The 22,918-nt window shown below is 36.3% G+C and carries 23 protein-coding genes; 21 read left to right on the top strand and 2 right to left on the bottom strand.

Annotated features, from left to right (window positions below):
- Positions 1 to 24: 24 nt before the first annotated feature.
- Positions 25 to 549: an RsfA family transcriptional regulator gene (locus BK577_RS08015; protein ID WP_078432431.1), complete on the bottom strand. Its 525-nt coding sequence runs from the start codon at positions 547 to 549 to the stop codon at positions 25 to 27.
- Between the two features lie 165 nt (positions 550 to 714).
- Here BK577_RS08015 and BK577_RS08010 point away from each other — a divergent pair, with 165 nt between their 5' ends.
- The 6 genes from BK577_RS08010 to recD2 all read left to right on the top strand — a co-directional run bounded on the left by BK577_RS08010 (position 715) and on the right by recD2 (position 8,223).
- Positions 715 to 2,004 (top strand): replication-associated recombination protein A, encoded by a 1,290-nt coding sequence (locus tag BK577_RS08010; protein WP_078432430.1) that lies wholly within the window; start codon positions 715 to 717, stop codon positions 2,002 to 2,004.
- A 302-nt stretch (positions 2,005 to 2,306) separates the two neighbouring features.
- Positions 2,307 to 2,726, top strand: a complete 420-nt coding sequence (cymR, locus tag BK577_RS08005; RefSeq protein WP_026558646.1) for a cysteine metabolism transcriptional regulator CymR — start codon at positions 2,307 to 2,309, stop codon at positions 2,724 to 2,726.
- A gap of 38 nt (positions 2,727 to 2,764) precedes the next feature.
- Entirely contained in the window at positions 2,765 to 3,904 is a 1,140-nt protein-coding gene (locus BK577_RS08000; RefSeq protein ID WP_078432429.1) for a cysteine desulfurase family protein, read from the top strand.
- Positions 3,905 to 3,926: 22 nt separating this feature from the next.
- Complete coding sequence (gene mnmA / locus BK577_RS07995) at positions 3,927 to 5,039, top strand: tRNA 2-thiouridine(34) synthase MnmA (protein WP_078432428.1); 1,113 nt, start codon at positions 3,927 to 3,929, stop codon at positions 5,037 to 5,039.
- Between the two features lie 128 nt (positions 5,040 to 5,167).
- Complete coding sequence (locus tag BK577_RS07990) at positions 5,168 to 5,824, top strand: tetratricopeptide repeat protein (RefSeq protein ID WP_078432427.1); 657 nt, start codon at positions 5,168 to 5,170, stop codon at positions 5,822 to 5,824.
- A gap of 29 nt (positions 5,825 to 5,853) precedes the next feature.
- On the top strand, positions 5,854 to 8,223 hold the full coding sequence (gene recD2 / locus BK577_RS07985) for an SF1B family DNA helicase RecD2 (protein ID WP_078432426.1): 2,370 nt from the start codon (positions 5,854 to 5,856) through the stop codon (positions 8,221 to 8,223).
- A gap of 176 nt (positions 8,224 to 8,399) precedes the next feature.
- Here recD2 and BK577_RS07980 read toward each other — a convergent pair whose 3' ends face one another.
- Positions 8,400 to 8,891, bottom strand: a complete 492-nt coding sequence (locus tag BK577_RS07980) for a hypothetical protein (RefSeq protein ID WP_078432425.1) — start codon at positions 8,889 to 8,891, stop codon at positions 8,400 to 8,402.
- A gap of 240 nt (positions 8,892 to 9,131) precedes the next feature.
- Here BK577_RS07980 and BK577_RS07975 point away from each other — a divergent pair, with 240 nt between their 5' ends.
- The 15 genes from BK577_RS07975 (at position 9,132) to BK577_RS07905 (ending at position 22,861) form a co-directional block, all read left to right on the top strand.
- Positions 9,132 to 9,608, top strand: a complete 477-nt coding sequence (locus BK577_RS07975; RefSeq protein WP_078432424.1) for a PRC-barrel domain-containing protein — start codon at positions 9,132 to 9,134, stop codon at positions 9,606 to 9,608.
- A 15-nt stretch (positions 9,609 to 9,623) separates the two neighbouring features.
- On the top strand, positions 9,624 to 9,815 hold the full coding sequence (locus tag BK577_RS07970) for a hypothetical protein (protein ID WP_078432423.1): 192 nt from the start codon (positions 9,624 to 9,626) through the stop codon (positions 9,813 to 9,815).
- A 13-nt stretch (positions 9,816 to 9,828) separates the two neighbouring features.
- The gene (locus tag BK577_RS07965; RefSeq protein WP_078432422.1) at positions 9,829 to 9,960 is read left to right on the top strand and encodes a YrzQ family protein; all 132 of its coding nucleotides are present in this window, start codon (positions 9,829 to 9,831) and stop codon (positions 9,958 to 9,960) included.
- 168 nt (positions 9,961 to 10,128) lie between these two features.
- Positions 10,129 to 11,190 (top strand): AI-2E family transporter, encoded by a 1,062-nt coding sequence (locus tag BK577_RS07960; protein ID WP_078432421.1) that lies wholly within the window; start codon positions 10,129 to 10,131, stop codon positions 11,188 to 11,190.
- A gap of 318 nt (positions 11,191 to 11,508) precedes the next feature.
- Positions 11,509 to 14,148: an alanine--tRNA ligase gene (gene alaS / locus BK577_RS07955; RefSeq protein WP_078432420.1), complete on the top strand. Its 2,640-nt coding sequence runs from the start codon at positions 11,509 to 11,511 to the stop codon at positions 14,146 to 14,148.
- A gap of 78 nt (positions 14,149 to 14,226) precedes the next feature.
- Positions 14,227 to 14,493 (top strand): IreB family regulatory phosphoprotein, encoded by a 267-nt coding sequence (locus tag BK577_RS07950; protein WP_026558655.1) that lies wholly within the window; start codon positions 14,227 to 14,229, stop codon positions 14,491 to 14,493.
- Position 14,494: 1 nt separating this feature from the next.
- Positions 14,495 to 14,911 (top strand): Holliday junction resolvase RuvX, encoded by a 417-nt coding sequence (gene ruvX, locus BK577_RS07945; RefSeq protein ID WP_026558656.1) that lies wholly within the window; start codon positions 14,495 to 14,497, stop codon positions 14,909 to 14,911.
- Positions 14,912 to 14,939: 28 nt separating this feature from the next.
- The gene (locus BK577_RS07940; RefSeq protein WP_026558657.1) at positions 14,940 to 15,224 is read left to right on the top strand and encodes a DUF1292 domain-containing protein; all 285 of its coding nucleotides are present in this window, start codon (positions 14,940 to 14,942) and stop codon (positions 15,222 to 15,224) included.
- A gap of 188 nt (positions 15,225 to 15,412) precedes the next feature.
- Positions 15,413 to 16,495 carry an endolytic transglycosylase MltG gene (mltG, locus tag BK577_RS07935; protein WP_180321214.1) on the top strand — a complete coding sequence of 361 codons (1,083 nt, stop codon included), beginning with the start codon at positions 15,413 to 15,415 and terminating at the stop codon, positions 16,493 to 16,495.
- A gap of 216 nt (positions 16,496 to 16,711) precedes the next feature.
- Positions 16,712 to 17,359, top strand: a complete 648-nt coding sequence (locus BK577_RS07930; protein WP_139367283.1) for an O-methyltransferase — start codon at positions 16,712 to 16,714, stop codon at positions 17,357 to 17,359.
- Between the two features lie 15 nt (positions 17,360 to 17,374).
- Positions 17,375 to 18,307: a peptidase U32 family protein gene (locus BK577_RS07925; protein ID WP_078432417.1), complete on the top strand. Its 933-nt coding sequence runs from the start codon at positions 17,375 to 17,377 to the stop codon at positions 18,305 to 18,307.
- A gap of 36 nt (positions 18,308 to 18,343) precedes the next feature.
- On the top strand, positions 18,344 to 19,612 hold the full coding sequence (locus BK577_RS07920; RefSeq protein ID WP_078432416.1) for a peptidase U32 family protein: 1,269 nt from the start codon (positions 18,344 to 18,346) through the stop codon (positions 19,610 to 19,612).
- 5 nt (positions 19,613 to 19,617) lie between these two features.
- On the top strand, positions 19,618 to 20,253 hold the full coding sequence (gene udk / locus BK577_RS07915; RefSeq protein ID WP_078432415.1) for a uridine kinase: 636 nt from the start codon (positions 19,618 to 19,620) through the stop codon (positions 20,251 to 20,253).
- A gap of 262 nt (positions 20,254 to 20,515) precedes the next feature.
- Complete coding sequence (greA, locus tag BK577_RS07910) at positions 20,516 to 20,989, top strand: transcription elongation factor GreA (protein ID WP_078432414.1); 474 nt, start codon at positions 20,516 to 20,518, stop codon at positions 20,987 to 20,989.
- Positions 20,990 to 21,100: 111 nt separating this feature from the next.
- Positions 21,101 to 22,861 carry a peptidoglycan D,D-transpeptidase FtsI family protein gene (locus BK577_RS07905; RefSeq protein WP_078432413.1) on the top strand — a complete coding sequence of 587 codons (1,761 nt, stop codon included), beginning with the start codon at positions 21,101 to 21,103 and terminating at the stop codon, positions 22,859 to 22,861.
- Positions 22,862 to 22,918: the final 57 nt, after the last annotated feature.

Raw genomic sequence — 22,918 nt, 5'->3', positions numbered from 1 at the left:
GGTTTTTTGGGGAGAGGAAAAGCATTAATGATAGAGTTGCTTTTCCTCCTCTATTAATTGGACCTCGTTAATAAGACGAAATAAAGCCTTATACTTATGATCTATCTTTTGTTTTTGGTTAGTAAGTTGCTCATACTTTTTTATAAGGGTTTGTTTTTTCTCATACAACTTTTTATTTTCTTCAATTAATCGTATATTTTCATCAAGAAAGTGAATGTGGTTCTCTTTGCTTCGAACTTGAGATAAATAATGGATGCATTCGTCTATTGTTAGCTGTATTATTTCACCATGTTGTAAAACCTGTTGCCTATTTTGGGCTTGCTTTTTGTTAAGATTTCTTTTCATCTTGGCTTGTTCCAGCTCTTTTGTGTAATTTTTGCGGAGTTCCGCATTCCACCTGTATCCACACGCTGCTGCTGTACGATTCAATCGATTTCCAACATCCTTAAAAGCAGCCGACTGAGTACGGCCGTTTTGAACATATGATAGAACCGTTTCTGCTAGAAGTTGTTCATTTTCTAAAGTCCACGCATCATGTCTAGTTTTCACGACAACCTCCCTGGATTCCCCTTTATCACATTACAATCAAGTTAGTCATTTTTTATCCTTTCCGAATTATCTATGTTTATTCTAGATGTCTTCCAAGCACCTTCAATTACAATGTTTCGTTACTCGGTTTATAATGTAAGTTAGAAATGAACAGGAGGTATTAATGTGAACGGAGAACCACTTGCTTTCCGAATGAGGCCTTCAACAATTGATGAGATTGTTGGGCAAAAAGAGGTGATAGGGGAAGAAACAAGCCTTTATAAGATGATAAAAAATGGATATGTCCCTTCTATGCTTCTGTACGGTGAGCCGGGTATTGGAAAAACATCAATCGCTTTTGCCATAGCAGGCACGACAAATATCCCCTTTATTGCACTGAATGCAACAACTGCTGGAAAGAAAGATGTAGAAGCAGTCGTTGATGAAACGAGAATTACAGGAAAAGTCATTTTGTTTTTAGATGAAATTCATCGTTTTAACAAAGCCCAGCAAGATTACTTGTTGCCACATGTTGAACGGGGAGACATCATCTTAATTGGAGCAACAACAGAAAACCCGTTTCATGATGTCAATCCAGCAATTAGAAGTCGATGTGGACAGATAAAACAGTTAACAAGATTAACTGTTGAAGATATCGAGGTACTTCTTCAACGTGCCCTGCAGGATGAAAGAAAAGGGTTGGGTATGGTTAAGATTGATATTTCAGAGGAACAAGTGAAAATGATTGCTTTTGGGTCCAATGGAGACGCTCGAAAATCCTTAACTTTATTGGAATCAATTGTTTATTCATCATCAAAGGTAAATGAGACATTTATTGTCGATGATAAAATAGTAAATGATATGGTAGAAAATGTTGGAGTATATGGCGATAAGAAAGGAACCCATTTTTATAATCTTCTTTCAAGCTTACAAAAGAGTATTAGAGGCAGTGATGTAGATGCGGCATTATATTATCTCGCCCATTTATTAGAAACAGGTGACCTTGTTGCAGTCAATCGAAGGTTAGTAGTGATCGCATATGAAGATATCGGCTTAGCAAACACTGCTGTAGGTAATAATGTTTTAGCCGCTGTCACTGCAAGTGAGCGTTTAGGGCTCCCGGAAGCGCGTATTCCGTTATCTGTGGCCGTTGTGGAAATGTGCCTTTCTTCAAAGTCCAATTCAGCTTATAAGGCTTTAGACTTGGCAATTCAAGATGTTCGGTCTGGAAAAGTAGGAAACATTCCAATGCACCTTCGAGACGGTCATTACGCCGGTGCAAAAGTGTTAGGACATGTTGGGTATAAATATCCTCATGACTTTCCGATTGGAACATTTGGAGGATGGGTTAACCAAGACTACCTTCCAGAGAATTTAATTGGAACAAAATATTATCAGCCATTGGAAGCTGGTGATGAAAAAAGACTTGCTGCCATTTATGAAAAGTTAGAGCAGTTTAGAAATCAAAGAAAGTAGTATTTGTGTTTATACAATATGATGTGTTGAAGCAGCATAGGTGGTTTAAGTGCTTAATACGATAAGTTTATGCTATAATGGCTAGTGTTCAAAAGTATATAGACTAGAAATACATTGGAAAAAGGGTTTCGTTCTGAAAAGAGATGGTTCATCTCTTTTGAAATACTTATTTTTAAAATTCCTGAATCTTTTATCAGATAGTAGATCATGCTGATGATAGAAAAGATTTATAATATTGAAACAGTTTATATATTTTAAAAGGTTACTTACCTATATTAATTCCTGGCGTAAGGGGGAAAACAATGAAAATATCTACAAAAGGCCGTTACGGACTAACAATTATGATTGAGCTCGCCAGAAAACATGGTGAAGGTCCTACCTCTTTAAAGAGTATAGCTCAGGCTCATGATTTGTCAGAACACTACTTAGAACAGTTAATTGCACCTTTGCGAAACGCACGCTTGGTGAAAAGCATTAGAGGAGCATATGGCGGTTATATTTTAGGTGATGAACCTGCAAATATCACATCTGGTGATATCATTCGTGTTTTAGAGGGACCTCTAAGTCCTGTTGAAGTGTTGGATGACGAAGAGCCTGCGAAAAGACAACTATGGATCAGAATTCGTGATGCGGTAAAGGATGTTTTAGACAATACGACATTAGAAGATCTTGCTAATTACAACGGAGATGGAGACCAGGAACCTTACATGTTCTATATTTAAAAAATATAACAAATAAAGTAGAAAGGAGGGTATTCAGAGTGAGAAGAATTTATTTAGACCATGCAGCAACTTCGCCACTTCACCCGGATGTTGCTGAAAAAATGATGAATAAAATGATTGAAAACTTCGGAAATCCCTCAAGTATTCATTCTTTTGGCCGAGAAGCACGTCGAACTCTTGATGAGTCAAGAAGAAGTTTAGCGAACACAATTGGAGCCAAACCTGGTGAGATTATTTTTACTAGCGGTGGGACAGAAGCAGACAACTTAGCTATTATTGGAACAGTTTTGGCGAATAACCAAATTGGAAAACATATTATTACAACACAGGTTGAGCATCATGCTGTATTACATGCGTGTAAGTATTTGGAAAAACAAGGTTATGAGGTAACTTATTTACCTGTTGATGAACAGGGACTTATATCATTAAATGATGTTAAAAAGCATGTAACAAATCAAACGGTACTTGTCTCTGTAATGTTCGGAAATAACGAAGTTGGTACCATTCAGCCAATTCGTGAGATCGGTGAATATTTAAAAGATTACCCTGCTTTTTTCCATACAGATGCTGTTCAAGCATACGGAATGGAATCTATTGATGTACAGGAGCTTGGAGTTGATTTATTAACGGTTTCTGCACATAAAATTAATGGACCGAAGGGTGTCGGTTTTTTATATGCAAAAGCCGGTATTAAGCTTCAGCCTGCTTTATATGGCGGAGAACAAGAACTAAAACGCAGAGCAGGTACCGAAAATGTAGCTGGAATTAGCGGATTTAGCCATGCAGCAAAGCTATCAATCGAAGAGAGGGAGCAAAAAAAAGAGCAATATATTGGATTTAAAAAAGAAATGATGAGGATTTTTGAAAACAACAACATTTCATTTCACCTAAATGGCTCTTTAAATGGTCTTCCACATGTTCTCAATATATATTTTCCTAAAACACATATAGAATCACTTTTAGTAAATTTAGATTTAGCAGGTATTGCAGCTTCAAGTGGATCCGCGTGTACAGCGGGATCTGTTGACCCTTCCCATGTGCTGGTGGCGATGTTTGGAAAAGAATCAGATCGTATCTTGTCTTCCATACGCTTTAGTTTTGGACTTGGGACAAGCATGGATGATATTCAATATGCTGCACAAGAGATTGTAAAAGTGATTAAGCGAATAACAGCTTAGAAAGACACGGAGGTGAAATGGGATGAATAAAGACCCAAAAGATATAAGAGTTGTTGTCGGCATGTCTGGTGGCGTTGATTCATCTGTTGCTGCTCTTCGTTTAAAAGAGCAAGGATATGATGTAATTGGTATTTTTATGAAAAACTGGGATGACACGGACGAAAATGGTGTATGTACAGCAACAGAAGATTATAATGACGTCATTGAAGTATGTAACCAAATTGGCATTCCATACTATGCAGTAAATTTTGAAAAGCAATATTGGGATAAGGTTTTCACTTATTTTCTAGATGAATATAAGGCGGGGAGAACACCAAACCCTGATGTTATGTGTAATAAAGAAATAAAATTTAAAGCATTTTTAGAGCATGCTATGTCTTTAGGTGCTGATTATTTAGCAACAGGACATTACGCACGTGTTGAATACCGAGACGGAGAATATAAAATGCTACGTGGTGTCGATGAAAACAAAGATCAAACTTATTTCTTAAATCAACTAGGTCAAGAACAACTTTCAAAGGTAATGTTTCCACTTGGAGATATTGAAAAACCTTTAGTTCGGGAAATGGCTAAAAAAGCGAATCTTGCCACAGCAACTAAAAAGGATAGCACAGGAATCTGTTTTATTGGTGAAAGAAACTTTAAAGAGTTCCTAAGTGGATATCTACCGGCACAGCCTGGAGTCATGCAAACTCTTGATGGTGAAGTAAAAGGAAAACATGATGGATTAATGTACTATACGATCGGTCAAAGACATGGTTTGGGTATTGGTGGAAGCGGAGACCCTTGGTTTGCTGTTGGAAAAGATTTAGAAAAGAATATTCTTTATGTTGATCAAGGATTTCATAATGATTTATTGTATTCTGATTCCATCACGGCAACAAATGTAAGTTGGGTTTCAGAGCAACCTGTAACAGAATTATCATGTACGGCAAAATTCCGTTATCGTCAGCAAGATAATGAGGTGACCGTTACGATGATAGATGAGACAACTGCTAAAGTGACCTTCAAAGAACCTATTAGAGCAGTAACTCCTGGTCAAGCCGTAGTGTTTTATGATGGTGATGTTTGTTTAGGCGGCGGGACGATTGATCACGTATTTAAAAATAACGAAAAGCTTTGGTATGTAGGATAAAATGATTTTATCGTTTGTTCTTCCATTAGGGACATTTTTTTTGATAAGATGAAAGGGGTTGGCACATAAAGAGTCAACCCCTTTTCCTCGTAAAAGAACGAGTAATGAATATAAAGGCAGGTATAAAGATGGACACAAATCAACGTGGAATAGAAGCGATGCAAAAAGGAAACTTTGAAGAAGCAGCAACTATTTTTTCAGAAGCAATTGAAGCTAATCCAAATAATCCGATAAGCTATATAAATTTTGGTAATCTTTTATCAGCAGTCAATGAATTAGATAAGGCACTTAAATTTTATGAAAAGGCAATTGCAATAGATTCGAATGCAGCTACAGCATATTATGGGGCAGGTAATGTATATTTTAATCTGGAAAACTTTGATGAAGCTAAGAAAATGTATGAAAAGGCATTACAAAATGGGCTTGATGAAGGTGACCTGCATTTTATGCTTGGGATGTCACTCTTTAATCTTGGTCAAAACCGTTTAGCTCTTCCATATTTTCAGCGTTCAGTTGAATTAAATAAAAAGGATAGTGATGCCAGATTCCAATATGGATTATGCTTGGCACAGCTGGAACTTATTGATGATGCAGTAAAGCAATTTGATGCTGTGATACAATTAGATGAGGATCATGCAGATGCATATTATAATCTTGGTGTTGCGTTTGCTTTTAAGGAAAATACAGATAAAGCGATTGACATGCTGGAAAAAGCGTTGGATATTCAGCCGAACCATATGCTGGCAGGACATGCATTAAAAATTATGAATGGTCAATCTAATTAAAAGATCTATCTGTGAGAGGAGAGCCGGTAATGCAGGAGAGTGCCGATTTATTTAGTGAAAATGAACGTTATGTGAAAGGTCTTGTTAAAGTTGTGATCTTTCACAATGATCAAAATTTATATTCTGTTTTAAAAGTAAGAGTTCATGAAACAAGTGAAAACATTGAAGATAAAGAAATAACGGTTACAGGTTACTTTCCACTCCTGCATGAAGATGATCTTTATACGTTTTATGGCACACTAACAAATCATCCTAAATTTGGTCTGCAATTTCAAACCGAGCATTTTCGTAAAGAAATACCTCAAACGAAAGAAGGAATTATTCAATATCTTTCAAGTGATCTTTTTAAGGGAATTGGCAAAAAAACAGCAGAGGCGATCGTTGAGAAATTAGGGGAATCTGCCATCTCCAAAATCCTGCAAAACCCTTCGATTTTAGATGATATCCCCAAGGTAAATAAAGAAAAAGCAAAACAATTAGTCGATGCTTTAGTTTCTCATCAGGGGCTAGAACAAATTATGATCGCATTAAATCAGTTTGGCTTTGGACCTCAATTAGCCATGAAGATTTATCAAACATATAAAGATGAAACATTAACAATTGTTCAAAATAACCCTTATCAGCTTGTGCAGGATATTGAGGGGATTGGTTTTGTAAGGGCCGATGAGCTCGGTAAACAGCTGGGTATATCAGGAAAAGATTCTGAAAGAATAAAAGCAGCGTGTCATTACATTATTGAACAATTATGTGTACAAGATGGCCATGTTTACATAACACTTGAGCAGCTAATAGTAAAAGCAAAGGAATTACTTGATCATACGAAGCAAGCCATTATTCATGAGACAGACATTGCGACAGAAATTATTGCATTAGGAGAAGAAGGCAAGCTGATTGTAGAAGAAGAACGGGTTTATCTACCCTCTCTTTATTTTGCTGAGCAAGGATTAGTCAAGAACGTTAAAAAAGTTCTGGAGCAAACCGAATATGATGAATTGTTTCCTGAGTCTGAGTTTTTATTATCTCTCGGTAAACTGGAAGAAAGAATGAAGGTTCAATATGCACCTTCTCAAAAGGATGCTATTCAAAAAGCATTAATGTCACCAATGCTTTTATTGACTGGAGGACCTGGAACAGGAAAAACAACTGTTATTAAAGGGATTGTTGAATTGTATTCTGATTTGCATGGCTGTTCGCTTGAACCAAAAGACTATAAAAAAGAAGAACCATTTCCAATCTTGCTTGTTGCTCCAACAGGTCGGGCTGCTAAACGAATGAGTGAAGCAACAGGTATGCCTGCAGTTACGATTCACCGCTTGTTAAAATGGAATGGAGCAGACGGTTTTGAACATGATGAAGATAATCCTATATCTGGAAAACTGCTCATTGTTGATGAGGTTTCAATGGTTGACATATGGATTGCCAACCAATTGTTCAAAGCGCTGCCTAAAGAAATACAAGTCATCATGGTTGGAGACGAAGATCAGCTTCCATCGGTAGGACCTGGACAAGTCCTGCGTGATTTATTGTCTTCTAAAATGATTCCAACTGTACAGTTAACAGATATCTATCGTCAAGCTGAAGGCTCATCCATTATTGAGCTCGCCCATGAAATGAAAACAGGAAATTTACCGCAAAATATTGCCAAACCAACTTCAGATCGATCATTTATTCGCTGTTCACAAGCACAAATGAAGGATGTAATTGAAAAGATTATTAAAAGTGCAATAAATAAGGGGTATACAGCAAAGGATATTCAAGTATTAGCACCTATGTACCGAGGCGCAGCAGGTATTGACCAATTGAATAAATTACTTCAAGAACTGTTTAATCCTAAATCTTCAGGAAAACGAGAAATGAAATTTGGTGATGTTGTTTATCGTAATGGAGACAAAGTTCTTCAACTGGTCAATCAACCAGATAGCAATGTATTTAATGGTGATATTGGAGAAATTGTTTCAATCTTTTATGCAAAAGAAAATACAGAGAAAGAGGATATGATTGTCATTTCCTTCGATGGAAATGAAGTTACCTACACCAAGCAAGATTTCAACCAATTTACACATGCATTTTGCTGCTCTATACATAAGTCTCAGGGGAGCGAATTTCCAATTGTTGTGTTACCTATTGTAAAAGGATATTACCGGATGCTAAGGCGGAATTTAATTTATACGGCAGTAACCAGAAGTAAACGATCGCTTGTGATATGTGGTGAGTTAGAAGCTCTTCAATGGGGTGTGTCAAATAATGACAGTTCAGACCGGCAGACAAGTTTAAGGCAAAAATTAAGCGGTATGCACTCAGATTCGGAAATGGATGAACTTCAAAAGGAATTGCCTTTTCCCGTTAGTGATGCAAATATTGGCATGGAAAACGTTACACCGTATGACTTCATGGATTAATGTACTTATTTTATAAGTTAATATTTAGTTATAAGTAAACTAAGGTATAAGGAAAAATTTTCAGGCTAAATTAATTAATTGAAAAATGTTTTCTTGGATATTAAAACTAATTTATACAAGTATTATAAATGTGTAGTTGATCTACACAAATCAACTACACATTTTATTAATGCTTCTTACTGGTAAAGGTTTGAACCTGATTGGTTTTGTTGTTGTTGGTTCTGTTGTTGACTTTGTTGTTGTTGGTATTGCAATTGTTGTTGTGATTGGTTAATTTGTTGAGAAATCTGGTTTAACATATTCACTGATTGTAATGATTGTTCGACATTACTTAACATTTGGGTAGCTTGGTGAATTGATTGTTGTAATTGTTGAAACGTTTTTTGTTGTTGTTGTTGAGCTTGTGAGCTGAATTGTTGCATCTGGCTTAAAAGTTCATTAGATTGTTGTTGATTTTGGCCAACTGATGACATTGATGCTTGCTGTCCGGTTGAACTTAATTGATTTAAGGCATTTTGTATCGTTTGTAACTGGCTTTTTAATGGTGCAAGCTCTTCCCCGATTTCTGCTTCTACTTTAGCGGAAGCAACTCGTTCAATTGTTGCTTTATCCGCATCTTTCGATTTAATATTCTTTTTAATTACTTCTAATTCTGTTTCTTTAACCATAATAAATTCCTCCTTGTAAAAAGTAAGTGTTTAACATTAAGTTTTGGGAGCTACTAGTGTATCACCAGTAGACAAATATATTGTCTTCTTAGGTCAATTATTTATTTATGGTATGAATTTCCAATTTAATAGTAGGTTATTTATAACATACAAAGTAAAGTATTGAATGGAAAACGTTACACAGTATGATGACCTCGACTTGGGTGTAATCTAAAAATGTTCGGAAAGGTGGAGATAACTTTGCGGACATTTTCAAAGCTCAAAGGGCTACCGGTTTACTGTAACAACGATGCAACTATTCAAGGGCATGTAACAAATTTATGCTTATCTTCCAAAGGTTTTATTTTTGGACTTATGATGGAAGGAAAAGGATTGTTTCATCGTGATAAATTCATTCCAATTCATTCGATTTATTCGATTGGAGAAAATGGAGTCATGGTTGAACAGCTCGATTCCCTTTTATCCATCCAGGACATGAAGAAACATTATACGTATAATACCTATCTTGACCTTGAAAATAAAGCAGTCTTAACAAAAGAGGGAAACAAATTAGGGTTGTTAGAAGACGTATATTTTTCTGAAAAATTGGGCACAATTGAGGCATACGAATTGACGGACGGATTTTTTGCTGACATCGCCGAAGGTAAAAAAGTGGTTAAAGCATCTGGTGAACCATTTTTGATAAGCAAAGATGCGATCGTCATTGATTTAATGTAAAAGAGGTGTGCCCAATTGTTTTCATGTCCAAATTGTAGAAGTAAAGATCTTGGAAAGATAGGTGTAAATCAATATTACTGCTGGGGTTGCTATATTGAGCTATCTGTATCAAAAGGAAAGATATTAACGCATCAGGTGGAAGAAGATGGAACATTAAGCTCACTTGATGATTTATTTTCAGAAGATGAACGATCAATAAGCATGTAAAGGGGAGATCATCTTGAACCGTACTTTAACATCATTAGTATCTCTTGGTCTTGGTGCAGTTGCTTATCATTATGCACGAAATACAAACATGACGAATAATCGTTCGATGAAGAAAATGAGAAAAAGAGTAATGAAAATGTTTTAGTAAAGAAGGAGCTGATCTGTTCAGCTCCTTTTTAGATTTTACTACAAGGCTTCCGCCATAAGGACTTGGCGATAAATCAAGTTTTTCTAATCTTATTCCTTATATATTGGCAATAGATGTATAAAAATGATAATACCTCCAAACAACTATATAGTAAGGAGGAGTTAAATGAGAGAAAAGCATGTTAAGTGGCTGCTGCAAATAACGATATTATTATTAGCCTTATTATCCGTGTATGTATTTTTAAAACTTTACTCCGTATGGGCTCCTTTTTTAATTATGTTTAAAGCGGTAATTATTCCATTTTTAATCAGTGCGTTTATAACATATTTACTTCATCCGGTAGTTGAAAAGCTTCATCGTAAGGGCTTGCCCAGGTCAATCTCCATTCTTATTATATATTTCCTGTTTTTTGGGTTAATAGGATACGGCATATATAGGGGAGTCCCTGTCTTAATAACTCAGCTTAGAGATTTATCTGAAAACTTTCCACAGTTTACCATGATTTATAATCAATGGATGGATTCCATTCATGATCACACCGATACGTGGCCGGTAGGAATTCATGACCGAATTGATCTAATGTTTAGTAAAACAGAAGAATGGCTTGCTGTTACAATTGAAAAAGCTATTAATAGCTTAAAAGGTATTTTTGATTATATGCTGTTACTTGCGATAATACCGTTTCTTGTCTTTTATATGTTAAAAGATTATGAGCAAATCAAAAAGGCTGCATGGTATTTGACTCCCCGCAAATGGAGAAGTGATTCCATTCAGTTTTTGAAAGACATTGATCATTCTCTGGGAAATTATATTCGAGGTCAATTGTTTGTCTGTCTTATAATTGGATCATTAGCCTTTTTAGCTCTGTGGTTTTTCCATGTTAAATATCCTTTGATTCTTGGACTTTTAATTGGAACCACAAATATTATTCCTTATTTCGGTCCTGTCATCGGTGCTGTACCTGCATTAATTATTGCTGCGACAATGTCGACAAAAACAGTCATCATCGTTATTGTTCTTATTGCAAGCCTGCAATTTATAGAAGGAAATATATTGGGACCATTAATTGTAGGGAAGAGCCTTCATATGCACCCCATTGTTATTATGCTTGCATTGCTGGCAGGAGGGGAAATTGGAGGAGTGATTGGGTTAATGTTAGCGGTACCTGTTATTGTGATTTTGAAGGTTATGATTGTTCATCTTGCTCTTTTAAGAAGACAACATTGACATTTAGAAAACGCTTGTCTATAATTTTAGGGTAGAATAAGGAAAAACGATGATGGAATGAAGTATGCTGATACCGCTTTTAAGAGAGGAATTTTCATGGCTGAGAAAAATTCTAAAGTCAGGGCAGCAGAAAGCTAATCCTAAGTGCAGAAAAACCTGCCGTATTGAACCACGTTACGGTTTTAATAAAGGTGATGGGCGTATGTCCGTAATCAGGGTGGTACCGCGAGTTAACTCTCGTCCCTGTGTTAAGAGAATTCTTTTCACAGTGATGAGGGTTTTTTGTTTACTATTTATTATAAAAAATGGAGGATACATATGAGAAATTTACAATCTGCAGAAGTTCGTCAAATGTTTTTGGATTTCTTTAAAGAAAAAGGTCATGATGTTGAACCGAGTGCATCACTCGTTCCTCATGAAGATCCGACATTACTTTGGATTAATAGCGGTGTAGCAACATTAAAAAAATACTTTGATGGACGTGTCATTCCAGCAAATCCAAGGATTTGTAATGCACAAAAGTCCATCAGAACAAATGATATTGAAAATGTTGGTAAAACAGCAAGGCATCATACATTCTTTGAAATGTTAGGAAACTTTTCTATCGGTGATTATTTTAAAGTTGAAGCAATCGAATGGGCGTGGGAATTTCTTACAGATGCAAAATGGATTGGATTCGATCCTGAGAAACTTTCTGTTACGATCCACCCTGAAGATCATGAGGCATTTAATATTTGGAAAGATAAAATTGGCATTCCTGAAGAACGCATTATTCGTTTAGAAGGGAACTTCTGGGACATCGGGGAAGGACCAAGTGGACCAAATACAGAAATTTTCTATGATCGTGGCGAAGAGTATGGGAATGATCCACGCGATCCTGAATTATATCCTGGTGGAGAAAATGACCGATATTTAGAAGTATGGAACCTTGTGTTTTCCCAATTTAATCATAATCCGGATGGAACATATACGCCGCTTCCAAAGAAAAATATTGATACCGGAATGGGATTGGAACGAATGGTATCTGTCATTCAAAATGTCCCAACAAATTTTGATACGGATCTTTTCATCCCGATTATTAGAGCAACTGAGCAAATCTCTGACGAACAGTACCGTAAGGATCAAGAAAAAGATGTTGCTTTTAAAGTAATTGCCGATCACGTTCGTACAGTAAGTTTTGCTATTAGTGACGGCGCCCTTCCATCAAACGAAGGTCGTGGATATGTACTGCGACGTTTATTAAGAAGAGCTGTTCGGTATGCTAAACAAATTAATATCAACCGTCCATTCATGTTTGAACTGGTTCCGGTTGTCGCTGAAGTTATGGTTGATTTTTATCCCGAGGTTAAAGCAAAGACAGACTTCATTCAAAAAGTGATTAAAAATGAAGAAGAACGCTTCCATGAGACATTAAATGAAGGCTTAACAATTCTAAGTGAAGTGATCAAAACTCAAAAAGGAAACGGCAATGATGTAATTCCAGGTGAGGATGTTTTCCGTTTATATGATACATACGGATTCCCGGTTGAATTAACGGAAGAGTATGCAGAAGAAGAAGGCATGAAAGTTGACCATGAAGGCTTCGAAAAAGAAATGGACGCACAACGTGATCGTGCACGTGCTGCTATGCAGAAGGTTGATTCAATGCAAGTCCAAGGTGGAATGTTAGGCGAGATTAAGCTTGAGAGCAAATTCGTAGGGTATGACCAATTTTTAGTAGAGAATGCGACAGCGATTGTTATTGTGAAAAATGGAGATGTCATTCAAGAAGCTCACGAAGGAGAAGAAGTTCAATTAATTCTAGATCAAACTCCTTTCTACGCTGAAAGTGGTGGACAAATTGCGGATATTGGTACTCTTTCAAGTGAAAAAGCTGTTCTAAAGGTAAAAGATGTTCAAAAAGCTCCAAATGGTCAAAACCTGCATAATGTAATTGTAGAAAGTGGCACAATTCAAACAGGTGATCAACTAACTGCAAGGGTTTTAGAACAAAACAGAAGTGGTATAGTTAAAAACCACACGGCAACACACTTGTTACATCAAGCTTTAAAAGATGTGTTAGGAACACATGTAAATCAGGCGGGATCATTAGTAACGTCAGATCGCTTACGGTTTGATTTTTCTCATTTCGGTCAAGTTACACAAGAAGAGTTAGTTCGAATCGAACAAATTGTAAATGAGCAAATTTGGAAAAGCATTGACGTTCAAATTGATTATAAGTCGCTGGCAGAAGCAAAAGAGATGGGTGCTATGGCCCTGTTCGGAGAAAAGTATGGCAATATCGTTCGTGTTGTCCAAGTCGGTAACTACAGCTTAGAACTGTGTGGCGGTTGTCACGTACAAAATACCTCTTCAATTGGCATTTTTAAAATTATTACAGAAACAGGAATTGGAGCAGGTACAAGACGAATTGAAGCTGTTACAGGCAAAGCGGCATATGAGTTAACAAATGAACAATATGGTAGACTTCAAGAAGCTGCAGAACTATTAAAATCCAACCCTAGAGATATCGTGTCAAGAATAACCGGCCTTTTACAGGATTACCGTGCCTTACAGCGTGAAAATGAGTCTTTGACTACAAAGCTTGGAAATTTAGAAGCAGGTAATATTGTTGATCAAGCTGTCACAATAAATGGTGTAACTGTATTGGCTGCAAAAGTGAATGCAAAAGATATGAATAGTCTTCGAGGTATGATGGATGACTTGAAAAATAAATTGCAATCAGCTATTGTTGTTCTCGGAGCTAGTGAAGATGGAAAAGTTAATCTTGTTGCGGGTGTGACAAAAGATCTAGTCGATAAAGGTTATCATGCTGGAAAGTTAATAAAAGAAGTGGCAGAACGCTGTGGAGGAAAAGGTGGCGGTCGTCCTGAAATGGCTCAAGCAGGTGCGAAACAACCTGAAAAGTTGACAGAAGCACTTAAATATGTCGAAGAATGGGTTGAATCCGTTTTATAATTAGGAAAAGTAGTGTAAAATGTAGGTAAGATAGGACAAGCAGATTCCCATTATGAATCTGAGAAAGAGGTGCGAACGGTGAGTTCATTTGATAAAACAATGAAATTCAACTTTTCTGATGAAACGGTCGAAACGAATGTAAACGAAGTTCTTTATACTGTATACGATGCGTTACAGGAAAAAGGGTATAATCCTATAAACCAAATTGTAGGATATTTACTTTCTGGTGATCCTGCCTACATTCCACGACATCGTGATGCCCGGAATTTAATTCGCAAGCTTGAGAGAGATGAATTAATTGAGGAGCTAGTTAAGTCTTACTTACAAAAAAACCGAGAGGCATAATATGCGAATATTAGGATTAGATTTAGGCTCCAAAACACTTGGAGTCGCAGTGAGTGATGAACTGGGCTGGACTGCTCAGGGAATTGAAACGATTAAAATTAATGAGGAAAGCCGAGACTATCAATTAGGAAGGCTTTCTGATATTATCGAACAGCACAGTGTAGAGAAAATTGTACTCGGTATGCCCAAAAATATGAATGGAACCATAGGCCCAAGAGCAGAAGCAAGTCAAAGGTTTTCTGAAATATTGACAAAAAAGTTTAATCTTCCTGTAATTTTATGGGACGAACGCTTAACCACAATGGCAGCCGAGAAAATGCTGATTTCTGCTGATGTTAGCCGAAAAAAAAGAAAGCAAGTCATTGATAAGATGGCAGCAGTGATGATCTTGCAGGGCTATTTAGATAGTCTAAACTAGAATTACAAAAAAATCTTGAGGTGAAAACATGGATCACGGAGAAAAACAAATTACAGTTATCGATGAAAATGGAAATGAACAATTATGTGAAGTATTATTCACTTTTGAATCTGAAGAATTCAAAAAATCATATGTACTTTATTACCCGGTTGGAGCAGATGAAGATGATAATGAAGAAATTGAAATTCATGCTTCAAGCTTTAATCCACACGCAAACGGTGAAGATGGAGAATTAGAGCCGGTTGAAACAGATGAAGAGTGGGATTTAATTGAAGAAATGTTAAACACATTTCTTGACGAAGAGGAAGAATAAGAACGAAAAGGTGCAAGGGAGATCATCTCCTTTGCACCTTTTTTCCTTTCCGGTGCAAAGTAAGTGGGATTTCCATAAATCATGTAATTTATTGCCGAATCGTCCAGAACATTGTAGTATAATAATGGGGTGAAAGGGGGATATACATGTCTGAAGATCCGAAAAAGGATACATTCCGTAAAAACCTAATGCAAAAACAAAGTGAGGCAAAGGTAGTTAGAAGAATTGTATTAACCGTTTTTATTATTCTTATTATTGCTTTTTCAGGAATAATCGGAGGCGGTTATCTATATATAAAATCTTCTCTAGAACCAGTAGATCCTAATGATCAGACAGCAATAGATGTCACGATACCAATTGGTTCATCTGTATCAACTATCTCAAGAATTCTGGAAGAGCATGACATTATTAAGGATGACCGGGTATTTAAGTATTATATTAAGTTTAAAAATGAGTCAGGCTTCCAAGCTGGAAATTATAAATTAAACAAATCTATGACTTTTAAGGATATTATTACAAGTCTTAAGGAAGGGAAATTGCTAAGTGAAGCAGCCTTTCAGATTACAATCCCGGAAGGTCGACAATTAACCGAGATTGCGTCAATTATTGCAAATTATACTGATTTTGAGGAAACAGAGATTCTTGCAACACTAACAGATAAAGAATTCATTAACTCGATGAAAGCAAAATACCCTGATCTTTTAACAGATGATATTTATGGAGAAAATGTGAAATATGCTCTCGAGGGCTATTTGTTTCCGGCAACTTATCCATATTACAAAGAAAAACCAACCATTGAAGAAGTGATAGAACCAATGGTCAAAAAAACAAGTGAGGTTGTAGCAAAGTACATTCCAACACTTCAGGAACAAAAAATGAGTGTCCATGAATTCGTTACAATGGCTTCACTTATTGAAGAAGAAGCGACAGAAAAAGCAGATCGTGAAAAGATCTCAAGTGTGTTTTATAACCGGATCGACGTAAACATGCCTTTACAAACAGATCCAACCGTTTTATATGCGTTGGGGGAGCACAAAGATCGAGTATTATATGAAGATCTTGAAGTGAAATCTCCATATAATACGTATCAAAATAAGGGACTTCCACCAGGACCGATTGCTAATGCAGGTGAAGTTTCATTTGTGGCAGCTCTAACTCCTGAAGATACAGATTTCTTATATTTCCTTGCAACAGGTGAGGGAGAAGTTATCTTTACAAAAACACTTGAAGAACATAATAAAGCAAAAAGTAAATATATTACAAACAATTAAATAGAAGAAAGAAAGGGAACGCAGTTATTCTATTCGCATTCCCTTTCTTGTTGTGGTAAAATATATCGAGTTGTTAGTTGGACGACGATTTTTATAATTTTTGAACAAGAGTTCTCTATGTATGAGGCTCTTCTTTTTAGTGTTTACCATTTGTAATTAATGTAAGTAAAAAGAAACTTAGGTTTATGATTGCAATACATGAACAGGAGGGCAATCATGTTAGATCAAGATGTTATAACGTATGTAGAAAATTTAATACCGGAATCATCACCCTACGTTAAGCAAATGGAAGAGTTTGCGAAACAACATGAAGTGCCAATAATGGAGAAGGTTGGTATTGAGGTTTTACTTTTACTTTTATCCATGCAGCAACCAAAGAGAATTTTTGAAATTGGAACAGCGATTGGCTATTCAGCTATTAGAATGGCGACACATTTACCCCAAACCCAAATTGTTACGGTTGAGCTTGATGAGGAACGGTATCACCAAGCCAACAAACATATCCATGAATTAGGTTTAGAAAACCGAATTAATACCTTTTTAGGTGATGCTCTTTCTATTTCAGAAGAAGTTAAACAATATGGACCATTTGACGCATTATTTATAGATGCTACAAAAGCAAAATACAAAAAGTTTTTTGCATTATATGAACCAATGTTAGCTGAAGATGGCATCATCTATTCAGATAACGTGTTATTTAAAGGAACTGTTGCTCGAGATCGTTCAGAACTTAAAACGAGAAGGCAGCGTACTCTCGTTCGAAAGCTGGATGAGTATAATCAAATGCTTTCAACTTTAGAAGGATATAAAACAACGATTATACCTGTTGGCGATGGAATTGCAGTAACAAAGAAAATGAAATAAAAGAGGTGTGAAAAAATGCAAAAACCAGAATTATTAGTTACACCTAAATCAGTAACCGATGTTCTTCCATTAATTGAAGCTGGTGCAGATGCGTTTATGATTGGAGAACAAAGATTTGGGCTGCGCCTTGCAGGTGAATTCTCAAGAGACCAAGTGAAACAAACAATAGAAATTGCTCATCAACATAATAAAAAAGTATATGTTGCCATGAATGCTATTTTCCACAACGAAGCAATCGAAGATATAGAAAACTACTTATCCTTTTTAACAGAGGTAAATCCTGATGCAGTTGTGTTTGGTGATCCGGCGGTTTTAATGGCAGCAAAAGAAGTGGCACCTGATTTAAACCTTCATTGGAACACTGAAACAACAGCAACAAACTGGTATACATGCAATTATTGGGGGAGAAAAGGTGCAAAGCGTGCGATACTTGCCCGTGAATTAAGCATGGATTCAATTATTGAAACAAAAGAGCATGCAGAGGTTGAAATTGAGGTGCAGGTACACGGGATGACATGCATGTTCCAATCCAAGCGCACACTTTTAGGTAATTATTTTGAGTATCAAGGTAAGGCATTAAAAGTGGAAAACCGTACAGATACCAAGGAAATGATGTTTTTATTTGATCCTGAAAGGGATAATAAATATCCAATCTTTGAAGATGTGAATGGAACACATATTATGAGTCCAAATGATATGTGTATCATTGATGAGCTTGGAGACATGATTGACGCAGAAATTGACTCCTTCAAGATTGATGGTGTATTACAAACTTCAGACTATATTATAGAGGTCACAAAAAAGTACAGAAAAGCAATAGATCTTTATGTTGAGGACAATGCGAAGTACGAAGAAGCAAAAGATGTACTTTTAGAAGAAATTGAAAACATTCAAGCGAAGAACCGCTCATTAGATACAGGCTTTTTCTTTAAAGAAACAGTTTATTAATTTGAATAGTTGTAGTGCAAAAAGGGAGTGAAAAAAGTGACGACAGTTATAGATAAAATATCTACAATCATCGATGGAAAACGTGTAATAACGAAGAAGCCCGAGTTATTAGCTCCAGCAGGAAATTTAGAGAAGTTAAAAATTGCCGTTCATTATGGTGCGGATGCTGTATTTATTGGAGGTCAGGAATATGGTCTTCGTTCAAATGCCGGTAATTTCTCTTTAGAGGAAATGGCAGAAGGTGTACAGTTCGCTAATAAATATGGAGCGAAAATCTATGTTACAACAAATATTTTTGCACATAATGAAAACATGGACGGACTTGATGAATATTTAATAGGATTACAGAATGCAGGTGTAACAGGAATTATTGTTGCTGACCCGCTTATCATTGAAACATGCCGCCGTGTGGCACCGAAACTTGAAGTTCATTTAAGTACACAGCAATCACTTTCAAACTGGAAAGCTGTCCAGTTTTGGAAGGAAGAAGGGTTAGAGCGTGTCGTACTAGCCCGTGAAACGAGTGCTGAAGAAATAAAGGAAATGAAAGAAAAGGTTGATATTGAGATTGAAGCCTTTATTCATGGTGCAATGTGTATTGCTTATTCCGGACGCTGTACATTAAGTAACCATATGACTGCACGTGACTCAAACCGTGGCGGTTGCTGTCAGTCATGTCGTTGGGACTATGACTTGTTTAAGCTTGAAAACAATCAAGAAGTGGCCTTATTCGATGAAGATGATGCATCGTTTGCAATGAGTCCGATGGATTTAAATTTAATTGAATCTATTCCTAAAATGATTGAACTTGGGATAGACAGTTTAAAGATTGAAGGAAGAATGAAATCAATTCACTATATTGCTACAGTTGTGAGTGTTTATCGTAAAGTCATTGACGCTTATTGTGCTGATCCTGAAAACTTTAAAATAAACCCTGAATGGTTAAAAGAGCTTAATAAATGTGCTAACCGAGAAACAGCTTCTGCCTTCTTTGAAGGAGTTCCCGGCTATAAACAACAAATGTTTGGCGATCATAGTAAGAAAACCGAGTATGATTTTGCCGGGCTTGTATTAGATTATAACAAAGATACACAAATGGTTACCCTGCAGCAACGTAACCACTTTAAAATAGGTGAAACAGTTGAATTCTTTGGTCCGGAAATCGAGAACTTTACACAAACAATTGAGAAGATTTGGGATGAAGATGGAAAAGAGCTAGATGCAGCTCGCCATCCACTACAAATTGTGACTTTTAAAGTAGATAAACCCGTCTTCGTAAACAACATGATGCGAAAGGGGTTCTAAAAATAATGGCGAAGAAGCCGGTTGTAATAGGGGTTGCTGGGGGTTCAGGCTCAGGAAAAACAAGCGTGACAAAGGCGATTTACGAGCATTTTAAAGGTCATTCAATCTTAATGCTGGAACAGGATTTTTATTATAAAGATCAAAGTCATCTGCCATTTGAGCAGAGATTAAACACGAATTATGACCATCCGCTTGCATTTGATAATGATTTATTAATTGAACATTTAAATGCATTAATGAATCATAATTCAATTGAAAAACCAGTTTATGATTATACATTGCATACTCGATCTGAAGATGTTATTCTCGTGGAACCAAAAGATGTTATTATTCTTGAAGGTATCCTCATCTTAGAGGACGAGCGCTTACGTGAATTAATGGATATCAAACTATTTGTGGATACTGATGCTGATTTACGAATTATTCGTAGAATTCTACGTGATATCAAAGAAAGGGGCCGTTCAATTGATTCGGTTATTGAACAATACATTTCAGTTGTAAGGCCAATGCATAACCAATTTATCGAGCCGACAAAGAGATATGCTGATATCATTATCCCTGAAGGTGGGCAAAATCACGTTGCAATTGACTTAATGGTAACAAAAATTCAAACAATTCTTGAACTAAATGCAATTTTGTAATAACATAGCATAGATAAAGTCTACTGTGATCATATTATGTATAAGTAATAAAAATTATCTAGCTTTCATTAAAAGCATCGTTTATATAAAACAGCGGGGCACATTGTTGCCCTTACTTTTTACATACTGTGATAAACGATAAAGGGTTAAAAAGCTTAAATATTTTTTACTTAAATTTTAGTTAATACATAAGCAAAAGGATAAAGTATAGCATGAATGACTCAGTACGACCGGGAAGTCTACTAGAAGGAGTGGAATAAACATGGCACAAGAAAAAGTTTTTCCAATGACTAGAGAAGGTAAAGATAAGCTCGAACAGGAGCTTGAATATTTGAAAACGGTTAAACGTAAAGAAGTTGTAGAAAGAATAAAAATCGCACGTAGCTTCGGAGATTTATCTGAGAACTCTGAGTATGATTCAGCAAAAGAAGAACAAGCATTTGTTGAAGGGCGTATTACGACCTTAGAAAATATGATTCGCAATGCAAAAATAATTGAAGGTGAAGCTGATACAAGTTCAGTATCACTTGGGCGTACAGTTACTTTTACCGAGCTGCCAGATGGCGATGAAGAAACATACACAATTGTAGGTAGTGCAGAGGCAGATCCATTTGAAGGTAAAATTTCGAATGATTCTCCAATTGCTAAAAGCTTACTTGGTAAAAAAGTAGGCGATGAAGTGACAGTTCAAACACCTGGTGGAGAAATGCTTGTGAAAATTGTGAATATTAGCTAATAAAATGTTTATATAAGAAACACCTCGTCAAAAATGATGACGAGGTGTTTCTTTTTTATTCCTCTTTTCGAAGAATAATAAGGGAAAGATCGGGCCTCAATGGAGGAAACGATGTTACAAAATAAGAGATTTATTTTCTTTGGTATTATTTATTTAGTGGTATTAACATTCTTTTTATATCGCTTAGCTGATATTCAATTAATAAATACAGAATCCTTTTCTAAAAAAGGTGTTAATCTTGTGCAGGAGAGTGTTAATCAAAGAACTCAAGAAGTCATGATTGATGATGGCCGGGGGCGTTTTGTTGATCGAAATGGAGATCCGCTTCAAAAACAGGCAGAACCCTCATTGGTTCTTTTTCCTTTTTTAAAGGAGGCGGAGTGGCCTTCTGAGGACCTTTCAAGAATTGTTGGAATTCCCGGTAATAAATTACAAGAATTAGTTAGTGACACGAAGGAGCCGATAGTGTTATCAAGTAAAGATGGTGTTTCATTAACAGCAGCAGAACTTGAAAAAATTAATGAACTTGAAATTCCTGGCGTTTTCGGTATTTATCAGCAAACAAAGTTAGACGAGACAATAGGAGAACATATCATTGGGATCGTGGGTGAAAATGCAGAGGCATTAAGAGCGAAATACCCTGACCGTACAGACTTATCCTACAAAACAAAAATTGGTGTAACCGGGCTTGAAGAAGCATTTGATGAATTTTTGTTACCAGATGCAGAAACAAAGCTGCTTTATCATGTAGATGGAGACGGCCATCCTCTATTTGGTATTAACGTCAAATATATTGCTGACTCGAATCCATTTTATCCTGTAACAGTTGAAACAACAATTGACAAGGAAATACAAACAATGGCTGAAGATGTATTAGAGCACCAAAATATTGAGAAAGGGGGACTTGTTTTACTTGATATAGAAAATAATGAAGTATTAGCTATGGCTAGTAAACCAAGTTTAAATCGATCTGATTCGAAAACACTATCAAATCAGATGCTTCAGCCCCTTTTTCCAGGTTCTATTTTTAAAACTGTCATTTCTGCTGCAGCGATCGAATATGGTTTAGATGATCCCACCAGACAGTTTAACTGTAGTTTAAACTTACACGGTGAAGCAGATGGGGGACAAGATGATGGACAACTTACCTTTGATAGAAGCTTTGCGGAAAGCTGTAATTACACATTTACAACGTTAGCCAGAGAATTAATGGAGAAAGATCAACATGTTATTGAAGATACAGCAAGCAAAATTGGCTTAATCAATCCGGTCGGCTGGACTGGTGAAGTATTTCATTATGAAAACTTTAAGCAATTTCCTGATGAAAAAACAGGTAATATTTGGAGTGATGAAAAAGATAAAAATGTCCCTAGAGCCATTGATCAAACGGCTATAGGGCAAAAAGATGTAAAAGTTACCCCGCTTTCTATTGCAAATATGATGGCAACCATTGCAAGAGGCGGACAGAAACAACAAGTGAAAATCGTAAAAAATATATTATATAAAAATGGAACCAAAATGTATTCATTTACGTCTAATCCTTTAGAAGGAGATACCATATCTCCTATGACAGCTGCAAAGCTTCAAAAGCTGCTCAGGCTGGTTGTGACAGATTCTGAGGGAACAGGAAGAAGGTTTCAAACATCTCCTATGGAGGTATCAGGTAAATCAGGGACTGCTCAAACAGGCAAATCAAATGAAGATGATCAAACGTTGTATAATAAGTGGTTTGCAGGTTATTTTCCATCAGATCAACCAAAATATGCATTAGTAGTTGTGGAGATGGATACAACCAGTGCTGAGGCTGGTACTAATGCTGCTTTTTATGATATTGTAAGTGAAATGTCTAAAATTGACGAACGAAAAAACTAGTTTAGGAGTAGTAATCTTTTCAATTAGGATTTATGATACGACTAGATAGAAAATCTT

Source organism: Metabacillus halosaccharovorans (assembly GCF_002019635.1).
Classification (GTDB): Bacteria; Bacillota; Bacilli; order Bacillales; family Bacillaceae; genus Metabacillus; species Metabacillus halosaccharovorans.
The sequence above is the reverse complement of the archived record's forward strand: the minus strand, read 5'-3'. Positions and strand labels throughout refer to the sequence as shown.

Coding starts and splice junctions, on each gene's coding strand:
- recD2 (WP_078432426.1), top strand. CDS start 5,854: ATGCAGGAGAGTGCCGATTTATTTAGTGAAAATGAACGTTATGTGAAA.
- BK577_RS07990 (WP_078432427.1), top strand. CDS start 5,168: ATGGACACAAATCAACGTGGAATAGAAGCGATGCAAAAAGGAAACTTT.
- BK577_RS07940 (WP_026558657.1), top strand. CDS start 14,940: ATGGATCACGGAGAAAAACAAATTACAGTTATCGATGAAAATGGAAAT.
- BK577_RS07930 (WP_139367283.1), top strand. CDS start 16,712: ATGTTAGATCAAGATGTTATAACGTATGTAGAAAATTTAATACCGGAA.
- cymR (WP_026558646.1), top strand. CDS start 2,307: ATGAAAATATCTACAAAAGGCCGTTACGGACTAACAATTATGATTGAG.
- BK577_RS07905 (WP_078432413.1), top strand. CDS start 21,101: ATGTTACAAAATAAGAGATTTATTTTCTTTGGTATTATTTATTTAGTG.
- udk (WP_078432415.1), top strand. CDS start 19,618: ATGGCGAAGAAGCCGGTTGTAATAGGGGTTGCTGGGGGTTCAGGCTCA.
- alaS (WP_078432420.1), top strand. CDS start 11,509: ATGAGAAATTTACAATCTGCAGAAGTTCGTCAAATGTTTTTGGATTTC.
- BK577_RS07980 (WP_078432425.1), bottom strand. CDS start 8,891: ATGGTTAAAGAAACAGAATTAGAAGTAATTAAAAAGAATATTAAATCG.
- ruvX (WP_026558656.1), top strand. CDS start 14,495: ATGCGAATATTAGGATTAGATTTAGGCTCCAAAACACTTGGAGTCGCA.
- greA (WP_078432414.1), top strand. CDS start 20,516: ATGGCACAAGAAAAAGTTTTTCCAATGACTAGAGAAGGTAAAGATAAG.
- BK577_RS07925 (WP_078432417.1), top strand. CDS start 17,375: ATGCAAAAACCAGAATTATTAGTTACACCTAAATCAGTAACCGATGTT.
- mnmA (WP_078432428.1), top strand. CDS start 3,927: ATGAATAAAGACCCAAAAGATATAAGAGTTGTTGTCGGCATGTCTGGT.
- BK577_RS07960 (WP_078432421.1), top strand. CDS start 10,129: ATGAGAGAAAAGCATGTTAAGTGGCTGCTGCAAATAACGATATTATTA.
- mltG (WP_180321214.1), top strand. CDS start 15,413: ATGCAAAAACAAAGTGAGGCAAAGGTAGTTAGAAGAATTGTATTAACC.